19 protein-coding genes and 1 pseudogene are annotated in these 15,701 nt (G+C 38.7%); 5 read left to right on the top strand and 15 right to left on the bottom strand.

Annotated elements, in window-relative coordinates; translation table 11 throughout:
• Positions 1–45 precede the first annotated feature (45 nt).
• From BM056_RS21995 to BM056_RS21985, 4 genes are all read right to left on the bottom strand, one after another.
• Complete coding sequence (locus BM056_RS21995) at positions 46–567, bottom strand: Ig-like domain-containing protein (protein ID WP_092474530.1); 522 nt, start codon at positions 565–567, stop codon at positions 46–48.
• A gap of 60 nt (positions 568–627) precedes the next feature.
• The gene (locus BM056_RS25910) at positions 628–891 is read right to left on the bottom strand and encodes a hypothetical protein (RefSeq protein ID WP_131820818.1); all 264 of its coding nucleotides are present in this window, start codon (positions 889–891) and stop codon (positions 628–630) included.
• Positions 892–1,574: 683 nt separating this feature from the next.
• A complete protein-coding gene (locus tag BM056_RS21990) occupies positions 1,575–1,751 on the bottom strand; it encodes a 4Fe-4S binding protein (protein ID WP_092474528.1) in 177 nt (58 codons plus the stop codon).
• 27 nt (positions 1,752–1,778) lie between these two features.
• The gene (locus BM056_RS21985) at positions 1,779–2,150 is read right to left on the bottom strand and encodes a pyridoxamine 5'-phosphate oxidase family protein (protein WP_092474527.1); all 372 of its coding nucleotides are present in this window, start codon (positions 2,148–2,150) and stop codon (positions 1,779–1,781) included.
• A gap of 212 nt (positions 2,151–2,362) precedes the next feature.
• Between BM056_RS21985 and BM056_RS21980 the strand changes: the two genes are divergently transcribed.
• Entirely contained in the window at positions 2,363–2,866 is a 504-nt protein-coding gene (locus BM056_RS21980) for an RrF2 family transcriptional regulator (RefSeq protein WP_092474524.1), read from the top strand.
• Positions 2,867–3,093: 227 nt separating this feature from the next.
• On the opposite strand, the gene BM056_RS21975 is transcribed toward BM056_RS21980, so the two are convergent.
• Positions 3,094–3,909 (bottom strand): alpha/beta fold hydrolase, encoded by an 816-nt coding sequence (locus BM056_RS21975; protein WP_092474574.1) that lies wholly within the window; start codon positions 3,907–3,909, stop codon positions 3,094–3,096.
• Between the two features lie 441 nt (positions 3,910–4,350).
• Between BM056_RS21975 and BM056_RS21970 the strand changes: the two genes are divergently transcribed.
• The gene (locus tag BM056_RS21970) at positions 4,351–5,178 is read left to right on the top strand and encodes a glutaredoxin domain-containing protein (protein ID WP_165613662.1); all 828 of its coding nucleotides are present in this window, start codon (positions 4,351–4,353) and stop codon (positions 5,176–5,178) included.
• A gap of 553 nt (positions 5,179–5,731) precedes the next feature.
• Here the strand turns inward: BM056_RS21970 and BM056_RS21965 are convergent.
• On the bottom strand, positions 5,732–5,920 hold the full coding sequence (locus tag BM056_RS21965) for a UbiA prenyltransferase family protein (protein ID WP_174549995.1): 189 nt from the start codon (positions 5,918–5,920) through the stop codon (positions 5,732–5,734).
• Positions 5,921–6,180: 260 nt separating this feature from the next.
• On the opposite strand from BM056_RS21965, the gene BM056_RS21960 reads away from it, so the two are divergent.
• Positions 6,181–7,023 (top strand): tyrosine-type recombinase/integrase, encoded by an 843-nt coding sequence (locus BM056_RS21960; RefSeq protein ID WP_092474520.1) that lies wholly within the window; start codon positions 6,181–6,183, stop codon positions 7,021–7,023.
• Positions 7,023–8,163 (top strand): annotated as a pseudogene (locus tag BM056_RS27785) (IS91 family transposase). The gene BM056_RS21960 and the pseudogene BM056_RS27785 overlap by 1 nt, the downstream one beginning before the upstream one ends.
• A 76-nt stretch (positions 8,164–8,239) precedes the next feature.
• Here the strand turns inward: BM056_RS27785 and BM056_RS26400 are convergent.
• From BM056_RS26400 to BM056_RS21920, 9 genes are all read right to left on the bottom strand, one after another.
• Positions 8,240–8,392 carry a hypothetical protein gene (locus BM056_RS26400; protein WP_165613661.1) on the bottom strand — a complete coding sequence of 51 codons (153 nt, stop codon included), beginning with the start codon at positions 8,390–8,392 and terminating at the stop codon, positions 8,240–8,242.
• A gap of 176 nt (positions 8,393–8,568) precedes the next feature.
• A complete protein-coding gene (locus tag BM056_RS21950; RefSeq protein ID WP_092474518.1) occupies positions 8,569–9,039 on the bottom strand; it encodes an RNA polymerase sigma factor in 471 nt (156 codons plus the stop codon).
• A 41-nt stretch (positions 9,040–9,080) separates the two neighbouring features.
• Entirely contained in the window at positions 9,081–10,556 is a 1,476-nt protein-coding gene (locus BM056_RS21945) for a zf-HC2 domain-containing protein (RefSeq protein ID WP_238456602.1), read from the bottom strand.
• Positions 10,549–11,064, bottom strand: a complete 516-nt coding sequence (locus BM056_RS21940) for an RNA polymerase sigma factor (RefSeq protein ID WP_092474514.1) — start codon at positions 11,062–11,064, stop codon at positions 10,549–10,551. Before BM056_RS21940 ends, BM056_RS21945 begins: the two co-directional genes overlap by 8 nt.
• 198 nt (positions 11,065–11,262) lie before the next feature.
• Positions 11,263–11,391 (bottom strand): hypothetical protein, encoded by a 129-nt coding sequence (locus BM056_RS27390; RefSeq protein ID WP_274377575.1) that lies wholly within the window; start codon positions 11,389–11,391, stop codon positions 11,263–11,265.
• Between the two features lie 206 nt (positions 11,392–11,597).
• On the bottom strand, positions 11,598–12,416 hold the full coding sequence (locus tag BM056_RS21935) for an arsenite methyltransferase (protein ID WP_092474512.1): 819 nt from the start codon (positions 12,414–12,416) through the stop codon (positions 11,598–11,600).
• A gap of 53 nt (positions 12,417–12,469) precedes the next feature.
• Positions 12,470–12,784: an ArsR/SmtB family transcription factor gene (locus BM056_RS21930; protein ID WP_092474572.1), complete on the bottom strand. Its 315-nt coding sequence runs from the start codon at positions 12,782–12,784 to the stop codon at positions 12,470–12,472.
• Between the two features lie 106 nt (positions 12,785–12,890).
• Positions 12,891–13,424, bottom strand: coding sequence for a signal peptidase I (gene lepB / locus BM056_RS21925; protein WP_092474511.1), 534 nt, complete (start codon positions 13,422–13,424; stop codon positions 12,891–12,893).
• Positions 13,425–13,451: 27 nt separating this feature from the next.
• On the bottom strand, positions 13,452–14,825 hold the full coding sequence (locus BM056_RS21920) for an N-acetylmuramoyl-L-alanine amidase family protein (protein ID WP_131820817.1): 1,374 nt from the start codon (positions 14,823–14,825) through the stop codon (positions 13,452–13,454).
• Between the two features lie 450 nt (positions 14,826–15,275).
• Between BM056_RS21920 and BM056_RS21915 the strand changes: the two genes are divergently transcribed.
• Positions 15,276–15,668 (top strand): ArsR/SmtB family transcription factor, encoded by a 393-nt coding sequence (locus BM056_RS21915; protein WP_092474507.1) that lies wholly within the window; start codon positions 15,276–15,278, stop codon positions 15,666–15,668.
• The last annotated feature ends 33 nt before the right edge of the window (positions 15,669–15,701 follow it).

The following is a 15,701-nucleotide window of genomic DNA, read 5'->3' as shown; positions in this document are numbered from 1 at the left end:
TCTAAAAAAGAAAACCCCGGGAAGTGTTTTTCCCGGGACAAGATGTTAATTGAGTTTCCAGACAGTTTTTGTCTTCGAGCCGACGTTGCCGGCCTCATCTTTTACGCTAACCGTGATAGCGTTAGGCCCAGAACTTGTTACCGGAGCTGATACTTTACCCTTTGCGGGTAGCGCCGCATATGTGCTGCCGTTAATACTGTATTGAAGGCTTGAACTAACATTATCCGTAGCAGTTATGACAATACTTATGCTTGAGCCGCCGGTTGCAGTGGCCCCAGAAACAGTAGCCCAATCAACGGCTGGAGGCGTTGTATCAGAAGCAATAGTGTTATTTATATTTGTTATGTTGGCTTCAAGGTTGGCTATTTTGTTAGATAGGTCAGGTAATTGCTGATTACGTATATAGGTTGCATCAGCAGCAGCGTTTGCCTTGTCATAGGTTGCAGAAAGGGATTTGCCGTTGTTGTTATATCCGTTGTTAACCGTAGTTTTTATATCCCTTGCTGTTTGTAATACCGTTCCATCTTTATCTCGTACTGCATCATAGATTTTTGTATCTATAGGCATATAAACACTGCTCGACGAAACTTTAGGTGTTCCATAAGAAAACCCATATTCTACCCTATATCAATTAACTGTACCTCTCACTGGTGCCATATCATTTACAGAAAAAGAAGAAGTAGTTATTCCTGATTTTGTAGCAATTACCCTGCCATCGTTATTATTTATTACTTTATAACTCAAACGGGAATTAGGGCTACTCTGGGTTACGGTAATTTTTATATAACCATCTTCGGTATTACTCACACTTACACTATCTATCGTAAATACATCAATTATTACAGAGTTCAATGTAGCGTCACCATAACCAAGAAATGCCTTTGCACTCACAGTCAAATTTTTTAAATATATATCAGAAACATCAAAACTCTGATGATCGTTATTAACAGTTAATCTAACACAAACATATTACTCATCAAACTATAAAGCCTGCTTATTGCAACATATGAATGTGAGCCACATTAACTACCCTCTCACATTGGCAATCACCCCCATAAAAAGTAGAAAACTTCGAGCGTTATACCCGAAGTTTTAAACAACTAGATTTCTTTTATTGTACGCGGAGGACAAATCTCGAGGTCCAGCCCACTGGTCGGACCATGTTTACCAGTAACAACTTAGTCCATTAGAATGCTCAGTTCTTTCCAACTTCCCCTACTGTTTAATCATAAACTTTCTACTAAATAACATCTATACAACTATAGCCCCGTTAGCTGAAGAAGTCTACTGCACAGTATCCTTATGATACGCAACAAAATTCACTTCTTCTTTCACCACCCTTTCGCCAATCATACAACTAAAAACGTTGCACTACAGATACATTTAGGTAACACTGTAAGTTCATGACATAAGCCCATGCAAGAATCTGTTAACCACCATTTACTGCCGACAAAGAGAATAATACCTTTCCGTAAAGGGATTATAGATAAGGTCTAGAACTAATTCTAGACCTTGTAAAAACTAATTAAGAAGATATAATTTAGCTACCTCTCTTCAAATTCATATCTTTTTAGTTAATATCTTGAAATGCATTTTTTAGGACAAGTAAGTTGACATGCACCGCAGTCAACACATCCAGATTCATTAATTAATCTTTTTCTATTTTCTTCTTGAGTTATACACCCAATAATACATACTCTTTGGCAGGTTCCACAACCTATACAATCTGATTTATTGATTTTTCTTGGCATAGTTTTTCCTCTTGAGTTTAATATTCCTTATAGTGTTTGTTTGCATGAGCTAACTGTAACTTCTAATGTTCTTGTAAGGAATGGACACTTTTCTTTCATCATCTTAAAGTTATCTCCATCTTTTAGGAATTTGGCAGTTCCTTCAAGTAAAAATCCAGTTCCCATATATTTGTAGCCCATTACTTCCTTACTACCAAGAGTCAATTTAACTTTAGGGTTAGCATTAATATTTTCCTCTGTTTTAATCATGGCAGCTGCAGGAATTAAGATCTTATTTTCTTCTACAACAATTAAATAACTGTTCCATGTATTAACGACATGAGCTTCATTATTTGCACAAGTTACAATAGAAACTACTCCTTCATGATTTAGTACCTCAAAAAATTGTTCTGTAAACATTTTACATTCCTTCTTTCTTTTGAATTATAGATAATAATTATCGTCGATAAAATCTGTCTTTAATCAAGAATATATTTTTTTTCCCCTTCTGTCAATAGAAATATTTTATAAAAGAGTATATATTTAATGATGTATGGATTATCTTGAATGAGAATAAATTAATAGGTTATTATTAATAAAAGAACGATAATATATCAAAGGAGTACGAAAAAATGAAATTTTCAGTAGGAGTAGAATATGCAATACATTGCTTATTATACATGGTAAACTCAGAAGAAGGTAAATCTGTGGGAATAAGGGATTTAGCGACATTTCAAGGTATCTCGGAAACTTATTTATCAAAAGTATATGCAAAATTAAGTAAGTCAGGAATTATAAAATCTATACCAGGTGTAAAAGGTGGTTATGCACTAGCTCGTAGTGCAGAAGAAATAACATTTTGGGATGTTGTTGAAGCAGTAGAAGGAAGTGAACCATTCTTTCAATGTGCAGAAATTAGACAAAATAATATATTATTAGACAAAGATAATTTGCCAGATACACATACCAAATGTCCTTGTTTAATAAAAGTTGTAATGTTAGAAGCAGAAGATGAAATGAGAAAATATTTAAGTAATAAAACATTGGCATGGCTATATGATGAGGTATATAATAAAATACTTCCTAAGGAAATGAAAAATGCAACAATTAAATGGTTTAATAATATAAGAAAGTAGTGATAAGGTGAACTACATCATAATGAGTTTCCTTATCGTAGATCTTTTTAATCAAATATTCCACAAAAAGTATATGGCTAGGATATAGATAAAATTAAATTACTTCTTATTAATAAATTGATTAACTAGACCTTTATGTAAAGCATTACATATTGAAAAGCGTCAATAATTTTATGCTTGTTGTCATAACGTTGCTTATAATAAGAAACTTAAGATTAAATAATAGTTTATCCAATAAATTGTGCCAGTTCCTTATTAAATTCATCACGTTGGTCATAGAACAATCCATGACCGCTATATTCAAACGGCACCAGCTTAGATTTCTTAATTCCTTCATTTTGAGCTACAGCCAATGGGAATGGACAAACTTTATCATGAATACCATGAAGAATTAAAGTGGGAACACGTATTGTTCCAAGATCAGTAAACAAGCTTTCGTCTCTAAGCGAAGCCGCAACTGCCGCAGTAGACCAACCCGCCGCCAGTAGTCCTAATTGAAAGAACCAATCTGAGAAAGGTTCTGTTAAATACTGGAAGAAAAACATGTCTCCAAATTCCTGCAACATTTTAGGACGGTCATTATATGTTTCCGCAATGAGTTTAGTTACATCTACTTTAGACATACCATAAGGGAAATCAGGGCGTTTAGTAAAGCTGGGAGCTGCAGCTGCAAAAAGTGCAAGATTTGATACCCCAAACCCGTTGTAGCGAGCCATGTATCGAATGGCAATCGCTCCCCCCACAGAATGACCTCCGAGTGTAAAATTTTGTAACCGAAGGAAGTCTACCACACCTCGAACATCATCTGCCAGTCGATCGTAGTTGTAGCCTCTCCAAGGCTTATCTGATTTACCAAATCCTCTGATATCCATTCCAATGCATCGATATCCCATGTTAGGAAGCTGATCAAACTGGTATTCAAATAGATTATGGTTTGCTGGCCAACCGTGTATAAAAAAGATTGTCTTCCTGCCCTCAGGGTTAATATCTTCTACATAAATATTTACACCAGGTTCTACGCCAATATAGTAGCCGGAATATATGTGTGATAATCTTGGGAGTTTTACTTTTCTATCCGTTAGATGAAGACTCTGCACGTTATTTAGCTACTACGCCACACGCAGGCTGTAAAGCTCGCTTACCATTTACTAAGGTAATGCGGGCTTTTCTAATGCCGTGCCACTTTGCAGAAAGTTTATTGCAATATATGAATGTAACTTACAGTACCATTGGCATCACCTCCCTAAAAGAAAAAACTCCGTATATCTACGGAGAGAAAAGCCTAATTTTAAACCCGATTTTTACTGGGTGCACCATCCGTTCTTTAGTTCGTTGGTTACATTTATGAAGTCCCTTTTTCTGCCCTTCAATTACATTTAAATCGTTTTATATGAGTTTTGAAAAACAACATGACCTGAATCTTTGGAATGAAGGTTATTATGCTGGGTATAATAATCCAAATTTCAAAAATGAGGAACCATATTATGGCACAAAGCTCAAAGCGTTCATACGCTTGGTCTATTTTAATAATTTTTCTGGTTGTCGGATGGATTTTTCCTGTTATCGGGATTGTTGCCCTGGTTTGCATGCTGGCACCAATAATGGTTGCGCTGTTCACTGGTAAAAGAAAATGGTGTGCGCTATTCTGCCCCCGGGGAATTTTTAGCGACGTTATACTGGCGAAATTGAGTCGTAACCGTAAAGCACCGGCAATTCTCACATCAAACGCCTTTAAAATAGGATTTTTAATTTTTTTAATAGCAAACCTGACCATTGGAATAATTTATGCCAGAGGTAATTGGGCAGCGATTGGGTTTGTCTTTATTAGGTTAGTATCATTAACCACAGCCATAGCCATTGTACTAGGATATATGTACAGCCAGCGTACTTGGTGTGGTTTTTGCCCCATGGGTTTCCTGGCCACTCAGACTATTAAAGCCAAGCGGTTATTGGGATTTGCCAGGAAGTTACCTGAAAACGCCGAAAGATTAAAACGAGGAGTTATATTATATACTGGTAAAGCTTGCCCTGCTTGTAAAAAGCTAAAAGAGCAACTTGACAGTTTAGGAACTGCTTACCAGGAAGTAAATATTGACCGTGACAAGACAGTGCGACAGCACATGGTAAAAGAATATGGCAGCGCCAATATACCTTCCTTGGTAATTGACAACAGGCTGATTAAAAATATTGATCAAGCTTCAATTCAAGCTATGTTTAATGAAAAACGTAGTGAGAGACATGTAATACTTATTAAAGACGAAAAGAATAATTATTCCGATGTTATTGAAAAAAGAGTCCCATGGAAAGATTGAGCCAAGGGACTCTTTTTCTAAATAACGTGTTGTTTAGCCAATTTTTAGGAATTTTTAAAATCTGCTTAATAAGCTGAAGCACATAGCTCTGATCAAAAGGTTTTTGTTTGGATACGCCCGATGTTGATAAGAAGTGATAAAGGCGAACAGGTATTTATGTAACTATCTGGGATTTATTTAAGGCTAATCGTATATCTTAAAAATATATAAATTTCTTTATTCTGCTGATGAACATTATTAACATACTGTTCATCATGTTGTTAAGCCCGCTTATCCTTTATCTCTAAGGAAATGCGGGCTTTTCTAATGGCGTTGGGGCTGCTTAATGCGATATATGGATGAAATCTACAATACCATTGGCATCACCCCCTTAAAAAGCTCCGTATCTGTACGGAGTTGGACAGTTTAATTTGTCACAGTATGGTTATTGAACGAAATCGCTATCACGATGGCTTTTAGAATATCTTTAACCGATACTTTAGTTTTATTTAAGTACCAAATTACAAAGTGGGGTGCTGCGAAATCTATGATATTTTTAGCCAAAGGAGTCAGGTCAGAACCAGCAGCTTATGAGCAACCCAGCAGACAATGAAAGTCCGAAGATGGTGTTGGTCTGGGCAGTTGCCTGCATAGCTGGCATCATTTCCACAGCCTGTTTTTTGCCGCGAAAGCCGAGAACCGCCTGACGGGCTTTAGGGATACTTACCAGGGAAAGCAAGGACCATGGTGAGGTTATGCTCATTAGCACCATCCCTATAATCAACCATTGGCATCCCCCCCCTCAAAAAAGAAAAAAATTCTTACAGAGATTGAAGCCTTGTTCGTTACACAGTTTGGTTGAAGAACGAAATCGCTAACGCGATGACTTTTACAGGATATCTTTAACCGATAATTTGGTTTTATTTAAGTTACTAATGTGCTTATAATTTAATTTTCTCTTGCCTTAAAATGGATTTGCTTCATAGAATGAGGCAAATTTTATTTTTTAGGGAGGAGAGCCTATTGACACCATTAAGAAAAGCTATGTTAAGAGAGATGGAGCTTAGGGGATTTCACAAAGTAACCCAAAGTGCATACATTCGACATGTTAAAAATTTTGCTCAATATTTCGGAAAGTCCCCTGAGCATCTTGGAGTAGAAGAAATTAAAGAGTATCTTCATTATTTACTTACTGGAGAGAAAAAGAACGGTACTTATTTAAATACCGTGTACAGTGCTTTAAAGTTTCTATATCTAACAACCCTTCAAAGAGACTGGAACTGGAATAAAATACCTCGCATTAAAAGAGAGCAAAGGTTACCATCAGTACTATCACAGTCAGAAATACAAGATATTTTTAATTCTGTTGAAAACTTAAAACACAAAACAATACTTATGACTATCTATGCAGTTGGATTAAGAGTAAGCGAAGCTGCCAACCTAAAAGTTACTGATATCGATAGCAAAAACACTCAAATTCATGTGTCTTTGGGAAAAGGCAAAAAAGATAGATATTGCTTGCTTGCCGAGACGAACCTGGAAATGTTAAGAACTTACTTTAAGCACTATAAGCCAGTCAATTGGTTATTTCCCGGAAAGTATGTTGACAGTCCTATATCAGTTCGTTCCATTCAACATATCTTTGAAAAAGCCAGAGTAAAAGCTGGTATTAATAAAAAAGTTAGTGTTCATTCACTGAGACATAGTTTTGCCACGCACTTATTGGAATCCGGGGCAAGCATCTATCAGGTTCAGCAACTTTTAGGTCATAGAAACATAAGGACTACTACCATCTACATTCATTTGCAACGAAAAGACTTACTAAATATCGTAAGTCCCCTTGATACGCTTGCAGGTGTTAAGTAATGGTAGAAGTAGCAGATGTCTTCCGAAATTATGGACAAGCTTACCGGAAAGAGCATAGTTTGCCTTACCATACACATAAAGTTATAAATGCCATTCAAAGCTGCAGAACGGCTGTGCTTGGTGGGCATAAGGATAAATGTAATGCGTGTGGTCACATTAGGGTTTCTTATAACTCTTGTCGTAACGGCATTGCCCTAAATGTCAGGGATCAGCACGGGAAAAGTGGTTGATTAATAGAAAAAAGGATCTGTTGCCAATCGGATATTTCCATGTTGTACTGACAATACCGGTCGAATTAAATCCATTGGTGTTACAAAATCAAAAACAACTATATGGTTTATTATTTAAGGCCGGTTCTGCTACTTTAATGGAACTTGCCTTGGATTCCAAGTATTTAGGAGCAGAGCCTGGATTAATATCTATTTTACACACCTGGGTCAAAACTTGATGCACCATCCCCATCTGCATTTTATTGTTACAGGCGGTGGCTTGTCTTATAAAGGTGACAAGTGGATTTCATCAAGGAAAAAATTTTTTCTCCCTGTTAAGGTTATTTCCCGGCTATTCCGAGGAAAGTTTATGTCTGAGCTAAAAAAGCTTAACCTTGATGGTAAGTTAACTTACAACGACAATATCGAATACTTGCAACAAACAAAACATTTTAAGGAATTGCTAAATACACTCTATAAAAAGGACTGGGTATCTTACTGCAAGCCACCATTCAACAACGCTGAACAGGTAATCGGATATTTAGGACGCTATACCCACAGAGTTGCAATTTCTAACAACAGAATTAAGAAATTGGAGAACGGTAAAGTATGCTTCCAGTGGAAGGACTATAAAGATGGTTGTAAAAACAAGCTTAGATTTCTTTTGCATATCTTACCAGATAAATTTGTGAAAATCCGTTATTATGGAATACTTAGTAATCGTAACCGAAAAAAGAAATTAAAAATATGCCGTAAATTACTAACTGTATCTAATAAAAATATACCAGCACAAGCTGGCCTTGAAGAGATGGAAAGAAAGTTTGACTATACCAAATGCCCACACTGCGGCATAGGGGTAATGGTTATACAAAAAGTTGTTTTACCTGGAAAAAATGCACCTGCTCAAAAAAGATCCTCATTAACTGCGTAACTATATGATTAATAGCTTTTTAACTACTTTTTAAACCAAGGGAGAAGTGTGCCTTTTTTTAGTTACACTATACAAACTAAAACAGAATTTTAGTTTTGCCTACTATTTGCAACAAATTTGGCTCAATTTTATCCTTTAAATCACCTTTAACACCGATTAGAACCAATTTTAAACCAGAAGATACAAGATTGAAAACCCATAGCTTTTCTGGTAAGGCTTCGTTCTTCAAATTGAATCTGAAATTGAATTTTATTTAATTAAGCAAGTTGGGTTGCTATCCGAACTTTCACTTCTAGCCCCAAACTTGCTTTTTAATCTCTCAACTTCAGATTCAATCTTTTATGAACTACGAACTAAGGTTTAATAATCCTGACAAGCAAAGTAACTTGCCAATTCCCTGATGCCTTAATTGTTACTATGCACTACCCTTTTAGGCTCTTCCGCTATCAGGAGCAACTGATTGACCAAACATGACCTGCCTATCGCCAGTAGTTTGGCCACATCTTTTTTCTCTAAATCGGTCATATTTGATATTGCATCATAATCTAAACCCAATATCTCACGTAGAACCACAACTAATCTTTCTTTATGCGGCAGCGACAAAAGGGCTTCCTGTACCTTGCCCATGCTGCAGTTATTACGGTATAACGGTTGGTCCAAATTTTTTGCGGCAGTTTTTATATAAACAGAACACAAACCTTTAAGTGCTGTGCTAAATTTAATTTTTTCACACCCGGTTAATGTATCAAAGGCGCTTAAAACAAGATCAGTTGTTTCCCGGTGGCTGCCGGTAAGCCTGAACCCTGTGTTATAAAGCAAATCAAGTATTTCTTCGGGAGAATAGAGCTGGGATAGCGGTTTGCCCATTAGGGGCATTGCGGTTCCCCCTTCCTTCCCTATTTATAAATTTAAACTGGCTACCGCGCAGCATCTAGCTGAAAATCAACCTTTGGCAACTTTTCCCCCACGCTGCTCAACTTCAAAATAACCTGATCAATTTCGGGTTGGGGGAAGGTAACCTTGATATTCTGCTCATCCAGCCATTCCAGACGGATATACCCTTGCCAGAATTCTTTATCTTTGATCTGAAAATCGGGACGGTAATAAAAAGGTGGCTTATTTTCTCCACCGCTAAATTTAAAGTACAGGGCAAGCTGGTTATCTTCTGCGGCAGCTCTTTCTAAAGCAAAAGTTACGGTACCGCTGCGCAAAACACCATTTAAGGCCTGTTCCCCCTGCCGTGGCAAGTTGTTGATCTTCAAAAGCTGTTCTTTTTCCGGGAAACGATATAGGTACAGTGGTGGAGAGGTAAGCTTTAATTCCCTGGCCGAGGGGTCTACCGGATCAAAGTGGAATGAACCCTCAATCCCGCCTGTTATTGAGTCGGTTTGGGTGCGGGTTTCGTTAAGTTTTATTCTTTTACCGTTGGTTACGTCAATTAAATCCGCCCAACTGCCAGATAGAAATGCACCGTATTCTTTGATCATCGGCTCAGGTGGAGTAAAACTGACCCGGCTTTCCGCACTGGATGGCCCATTGGGGCCCATTACAGTAAACATAGGCCGGTCCAGCCCAATGCCTACCCCGGCAATGGACGGGTCCTGCGACCAACGGGCCCGGAAGAAAATGATGCTTTCCGAAAGGCCAAGCACAGCCCTGTCCACAACCAGCTCTACCGGGCCCACTTTTGTTTTAAGATTTGGGTACAATTCCCGTGTGTTTTGGGCCACTATAGTTGGGTCAACCGGTATTTCAAACCGTGCCTCACCCGGCATCTGGCCAGTGCTGAAGGAGAGTGTTATTTTTTCTGTGTCCAGATTTACCGGGTCAAGATCGCATATAAAATATTTGCCGTGCAGCCCCCTGCCTCCCCGCAGGTCATATTGAACACCTTTATCATCTACCATGTTTATATTTATATTGTCATCTCCGTCTAATCCAGGTAAAACACTATAAAAAACTGTGGTACGGGCCGAATCCAATAGAATCTTGTTCACAGTGATGCTGTTTGTGCCAAGTTTTTGGGACTGATTAACTTCGGTAAATAGATCCATCTGCTCGGCCTGCCGGAAAGACGGGTCCCGCAAGGCTAGATTCCGCCCCGCCTGATAGGAAGCCCAGGCAATAGTTGAACCAGTAATTATAAGCCCGGCCATAAATACTACGGCTACCCGACGCAACCTGGCCCAAAATCCACCCATACCGGATCTGCAGGAAGCTTTATCAGCAGCCAGTACAGGAAGAGCAGGCTGGCGATACATTTCCAATAATTCACGACACCCGGCGCATTGTGCCAGATGCTGTTCCACCATTTTCAAGGTGGCAGCACTGGCCACACCGTCAGCGTATAGTGGCAGTAAATCTTTAATTATTTCGCATTCCCGGTCAATCATTATCATCACCTTCTAGCTGGTCAAATACTTGGCGATACTTTTTTTTGGCCCGGCAGAGGGTTACCCTTACTGTAGTTGGGGATTTACCCAATATCGCCCCTATCTCTTCAAAGGTCAAATCTTCCAATTCCCTTAGAACTATTACCGCCCGGTAATCTACGGGCAGCTGCTCCAAGGATAACCGGGCCATGCGCCAGTTTTCCGCATCATCCAAGTGCCGGGCGGGGTCATTTGCTGTATTCCAGTCAGGTATTTCATGGTTAAGAGGCAAATTTCGCTCCCGGGGACGGCCACGCAGATGCCCGGTATATACGTAATAAGCAATACGAAATAACCAGGTGGATAAAGTTGATTCACCACGGAAATTTTTTAGGGAAACAAAAGCCCGGTAAAAAGTTTCCTGGGTTAACTCCTCCGCCAGGTGGTAATCCCCGCCCATACGGTATAAATATCGAAAAATAGCTAATTTATAACGTTGATAAAGCTTCTCTAATTTTAATATGGCCATATCAGAAACCGCTCCTGATTATTGGTATCCGAATATCATAAAATGTTACAGCTGAGATAACATCTTTTCAACAAAAAAAACAGAGATACTTTTGTACAAAATTATCTCTGTCGTCAAGCTATTAAATTAAAAAGAAGTTGTAGCACCTTGCATACATTTAATAATACGTCCGGTTTATTAAATTAAAGGGTGCTACAGTTACTTTGCCTCCAAAGGGTAAGGACGATGGGGGTGATCGGCAAGGGTTAAAACTTTTTTGCCCATTGAAATTAGGCTGCGAGCAATGTATTTGCCGGTATAGCCAAATGCGCCAGTAACAATATTCATTGGTTTATTGGTAAACCTGGCCGGGAAGATATAACCCAATATATTTGGGACTGGTTAAACCAAAGATGCAAGCCGCCCCTCCGACACCAGATATGCCCCCAATTCAAAGCCAAACATAAGATTAATACGTTCGGCTTTTTTGTTTGAAACGTTAGCGTAAAACATAAGTGTAGAAAATTTATGCGTTATACAATCCTGCCCCGACATTAATATTCTAGAGGTTTCTTAGCACGAATAAAGGCACTGAGCACTGCACCGTTTGAATCCTTCCGTTCCGCCTCTGATAGACCAGGTAGAATTCTTTCTGCCTGTTGGCTACTAAAGTCATATACCCGAGTGGTCTGTAATTCTACCTCATTAAACCCTGCAGCAATGAGTTTATCACGATACTCCTGTTCCTGTAAAGCTCCGCCAATACAGCCGGCCCAGGCTAGCAGGTCCTGCTGCACATTTGGTGGCAGCGCCCTTGTTAGCACGATGTCAGATACTGCGAGCCTGCCACCTGGTTTCAACACCCGGAATGCTTCCTGAAGCACCCGGTCTTTGTCAGCCGATAGATTTATTACACAATTTGAAATGATTACGTCCACACTGTTCTCCGGCAAAGGAATTGACTCAATATGCCCCTTCAGAAATTCCACATTACTAAGTCCGGTACGTTTCTGGTTGGCTCTAGCCTCGGCCAGCATCTCGTCAGTCATATCCAGGCCATATGCTTTGCCGTTGGGGCCGACCCGACGGGCAGACAATAGAACATCTAATCCTGCGCCGCTTCCTAAATCCAGCACTACTTCACCGGGATGCAGTTCTGTTAATGCGGTGGGATTGCCGCAGCCAAAAGATGTTGCAACTAAGTCCCGGGGCAACCCATCCATTTCATGGGCCTGATACAGGTTTCCGGTGATCATGTCAACCTCTAAAGGGTCTCCTCCGCAGCAACTGCTACCGGAACCACAACAACTATTCTTTTGAGTAATGGCTTGAGCATACTTATGTTTTACTACTTCCCGAATATCTTCTTTCACATCCGGTCCCCCCCTCTTAAATCAACTTTTTTTGATTTGTCACTGTAAAAAAATTAGTCTAGCTTAAAATCTTCACTTAACTGCCGCATAAATTGTTTTAGTGTTTGTTCTTTAATAAAGTACATCTTCCACTTACCCCTCGGCTCTTCAGTAACTAAACCCGCCTCCGCCAATTCTTTCATATGGTACGAAACACGGGATTGAATCATGCCCAGCTTAGCCATAATTTCGCAATTACAAAGACCTGGTTTACCTTCCACTTCACCGGAAACCGGACAGCAACCCTCCTCACTACGGGCCAGCATAAGCATAATCTTATAGCGCATAGGGTCACTTAAAGCCCTGGCAACTTTTACTGCATCTTTCATGATATAAATCATATCAAATATATTTGATGCATGCAACAGGAATTTCTTACTGCAACAAAATTAAGCCCCCATTTCGCTAGTTTGAGAAATGGGGGGCTTATTAATATTAGTTATGGTTTAACATTCCTATATCATTAAGTGGATAATAACGGAATTCCGCCTTGCCGATTATATTACTAATTGGTAATGGCCCCCAAAACCTGCTATCATAACTATTGTTACGATTATCACCCATAACGAAAACCTGATCCTTTGGTATACGATAGGGCCCGAAATCATCTCGCGGTTTTTCTGCAATATATGGTTCTTCAATGGGTACCCCGTTAATTAAAACCGCACCATTTTTAACTGAAATGGTTTCACCTGATAAACCAACTACTCTTTTTATTAAAACCTTTTCCTCCAATTGAGCAGTGGGAGGTGGATTGAAAATTACAATGTCACCTCTTTTTATTCCCTCAATCTTATAAACAATTTTATCCATTATCAGGTGATCTCCAACCTTTAACGTAGGCATCATAGATTCACTTGGAATCCACGTGGCTTCAGCAACATAGGTTCTAAAAACAAAAGACAAAATAACGGCCAATACAATAGTTTTAACCCAATCAATTATCACAGCTTTTATATTTGATTTCATTATGGCCTCCTTCCCAAAGTTAGTCTATTAAGGGTGGTACTTTTTAATTCCTTCAACTATGCCCTGGACAATTTTGTTTTGATTTTCTTCATTCCACAGGAATGCTTCTTCCTGGGGATTACTGATAAACCCAGTTTCTATAAGTATAGAAGACATTTTGGTGTACTTTATGACATAATACCCGGCTTCTTTGACTTTTCTATTTATTTGACCTGTCTTAGCCAATATGGAATCTAACACAGCCTGGGCCAAACTATGGTCCGCACCATACATTGTATACACTTCCAACCCCTGCGCAGATGGTCCGGAAAAGCTGTTGGCATGAATACTAACGAAAGCAAAGGCATTAGTATTGTTGGCATAGATAACTCTGTTTTCCAAAGAAACAAAAGTATCGTCTGACCTGGTTAGCATTACAGAGTATCCGCTATTTTCAAGAGCAGTTTTTAATTTATCAGTTATTTGGAGAACCAAGTCCTTTTCATACTTGCCTGAATAACCAACGGCGCCAGTATCCGAACCCCCATGCCCCGCATCAAGAATTATTAATTTATTGCCGGTCCCCGGCGTTTCTTGTTGGGGTGGTTCTGACGATTGAGGCTGTTTTGATTCGGTTATGTTTACTACTAAAGAGTCCTTGTTTTGCTCTAGATGATAATCCACATCCTTTTTTAAATCCAAAACCACGCGGGTTGTAGTGCTGCTATACTGGCTTGTCCTGATTGAAGAAACCAAAGGGCTATTTAAATCAAGAATATCCCTGGCATTATTATTGGTATTTTGCAAATCTATAGCCAGGCGTTCTGGATTAACAAGCTCGTGTATTATGTTTACTCCGTCTTCTACTTCCAATTCCACAATGAAATTCAAGTCATTGCTGTCAGTTTTTATGTTTGTTAACATACGCATATTGCTTTGCAAGTTATCCGTTTTAATATAAATTTCTAAATTTGAAGAGGTGTTTTGAGTCTCTACAGTGCATCCCAATGTTTCACTAATAAACCGGAGAGGAACCATTGTCCGGCCATTTACTACTTGTGATGCCACATCCAATGTAATTAACTCATCGTTCTTATAAGCAACCTTTTCGTTGACAGGAAGCTGAATTGTCATATTATCTTTTTTCCCAAAGGAGGAATTTGTTACAGAATCATACCAAACCTCTGCCCCCAGGACTTCAAATATTTGTCGAAACGGTACAAGGGTTCTATTGGCTGAAGCATCCACAATTGGTGGTGAGTCGAAATTAACTTGTTGTCCATTAGCATAAACATTAACTGCAGCAATGGCCTGCAAAGGAGTTAGCATCCAAATTACTGCTATAGCTAGTATAAACGCCACATTTTTATAACGCAAACTTTTTAACCTCCAACTAATGTAATACTTAAGTAAATCTTCCATAGCTCGATTGGTGAAATACAAAAGACGGACTCTCCTGCCAAAGAAAAGTCCGGTCCTTGGGGATTTATATGCTTACAACAATCTAGTGAAAATTGTTGGTTTTTCTAATTGCATTGTTCTCTTTCCGGCTTTTTAATGCTACGAGAAGTTGGCATCTCCCCCTCTTTAGAATTGTACTACCCATCCTCTTCCCGAGATTTATTTTCTTCTTGGGTTGAATGCAAACAATAACCTATCATGATATATTGTACTATATAATTGTGGAGAAATTATCAATATATTGTGGGAAATTGTAAAAAAAACTGTATTTAGAAACTAACCTCCACCTTTACTGCTTGCCTGACCTGACCAATATGGGGAGACAACTGCTGGAAAATGGAACATATTACATGATTGACAAACCATCTGATCAGAACTATCATATAAATAAATTTAAATATGTTTATATGAATGGAGGTGTTGAAAATAAATCGAAATATAGAAATTCTTAAAGTTCTCGCTGATGGTACCCGCCTAAAAATTATTTTACTTTTATCTAAGCAAGAAATGGCGGTATGTGAACTTATAGCAGCTTTGAATTTATCCCAACCTGCTGTATCTCACCACTTAAAGCTGCTCAAGCAGGCGGGCTTAATCCAGGACAACCGGGAAGGCAAATGGATCCTATATACAATTAACAAAGAGAATTTCAACATTTGCACACAAGACTTAAAAACTTTTTTTGAAGAAGTACAAAACAATTTAGGCCGGGGCGTTACTCCGTCCTTAATTAGAACAGAGCCTTGTTTGTGTGACGCTTTAAAAACAAAAGGTGTTAAGACTTCAATAAGTGATCCATGTTAAAAGAAATGACATTTAAATTTCCCACAGAAAGAA

It is taken from the genome of Desulfotruncus arcticus DSM 17038, from assembly GCF_900113335.1.
Taxonomy (GTDB): domain Bacteria; phylum Bacillota; class Desulfotomaculia; order Desulfotomaculales; family Desulfallaceae; genus Desulfotruncus; species Desulfotruncus arcticus.
This window is presented reverse-complemented; position numbering and strand designations above follow the sequence as displayed.

Coding starts and splice junctions, on each gene's coding strand:
- lepB (WP_092474511.1), bottom strand. CDS start 13,424: ATGAAATCAAATATAAAAGCTGTGATAATTGATTGGGTTAAAACTATT.
- BM056_RS21940 (WP_092474514.1), bottom strand. CDS start 11,064: ATGGCCATATTAAAATTAGAGAAGCTTTATCAACGTTATAAATTAGCT.
- BM056_RS21965 (WP_174549995.1), bottom strand. CDS start 5,920: ATGAGCATAACCTCACCATGGTCCTTGCTTTCCCTGGTAAGTATCCCT.
- BM056_RS21950 (WP_092474518.1), bottom strand. CDS start 9,039: ATGCCCCTAATGGGCAAACCGCTATCCCAGCTCTATTCTCCCGAAGAA.
- BM056_RS21915 (WP_092474507.1), top strand. CDS start 15,276: ATGGAGGTGTTGAAAATAAATCGAAATATAGAAATTCTTAAAGTTCTC.
- BM056_RS21930 (WP_092474572.1), bottom strand. CDS start 12,784: ATGAAAGATGCAGTAAAAGTTGCCAGGGCTTTAAGTGACCCTATGCGC.
- BM056_RS21990 (WP_092474528.1), bottom strand. CDS start 1,751: ATGCCAAGAAAAATCAATAAATCAGATTGTATAGGTTGTGGAACCTGC.
- BM056_RS21945 (WP_238456602.1), bottom strand. CDS start 10,556: ATGATTGACCGGGAATGCGAAATAATTAAAGATTTACTGCCACTATAC.
- BM056_RS21995 (WP_092474530.1), bottom strand. CDS start 567: ATGCCTATAGATACAAAAATCTATGATGCAGTACGAGATAAAGATGGA.
- BM056_RS27390 (WP_274377575.1), bottom strand. CDS start 11,391: ATGAATATTGTTACTGGCGCATTTGGCTATACCGGCAAATACATTGCT.
- BM056_RS21920 (WP_131820817.1), bottom strand. CDS start 14,825: ATGGAAGATTTACTTAAGTATTACATTAGTTGGAGGTTAAAAAGTTTG.
- BM056_RS21970 (WP_165613662.1), top strand. CDS start 4,351: ATGGCACAAAGCTCAAAGCGTTCATACGCTTGGTCTATTTTAATAATT.
- BM056_RS21980 (WP_092474524.1), top strand. CDS start 2,363: ATGAAATTTTCAGTAGGAGTAGAATATGCAATACATTGCTTATTATAC.
- BM056_RS21985 (WP_092474527.1), bottom strand. CDS start 2,150: ATGTTTACAGAACAATTTTTTGAGGTACTAAATCATGAAGGAGTAGTT.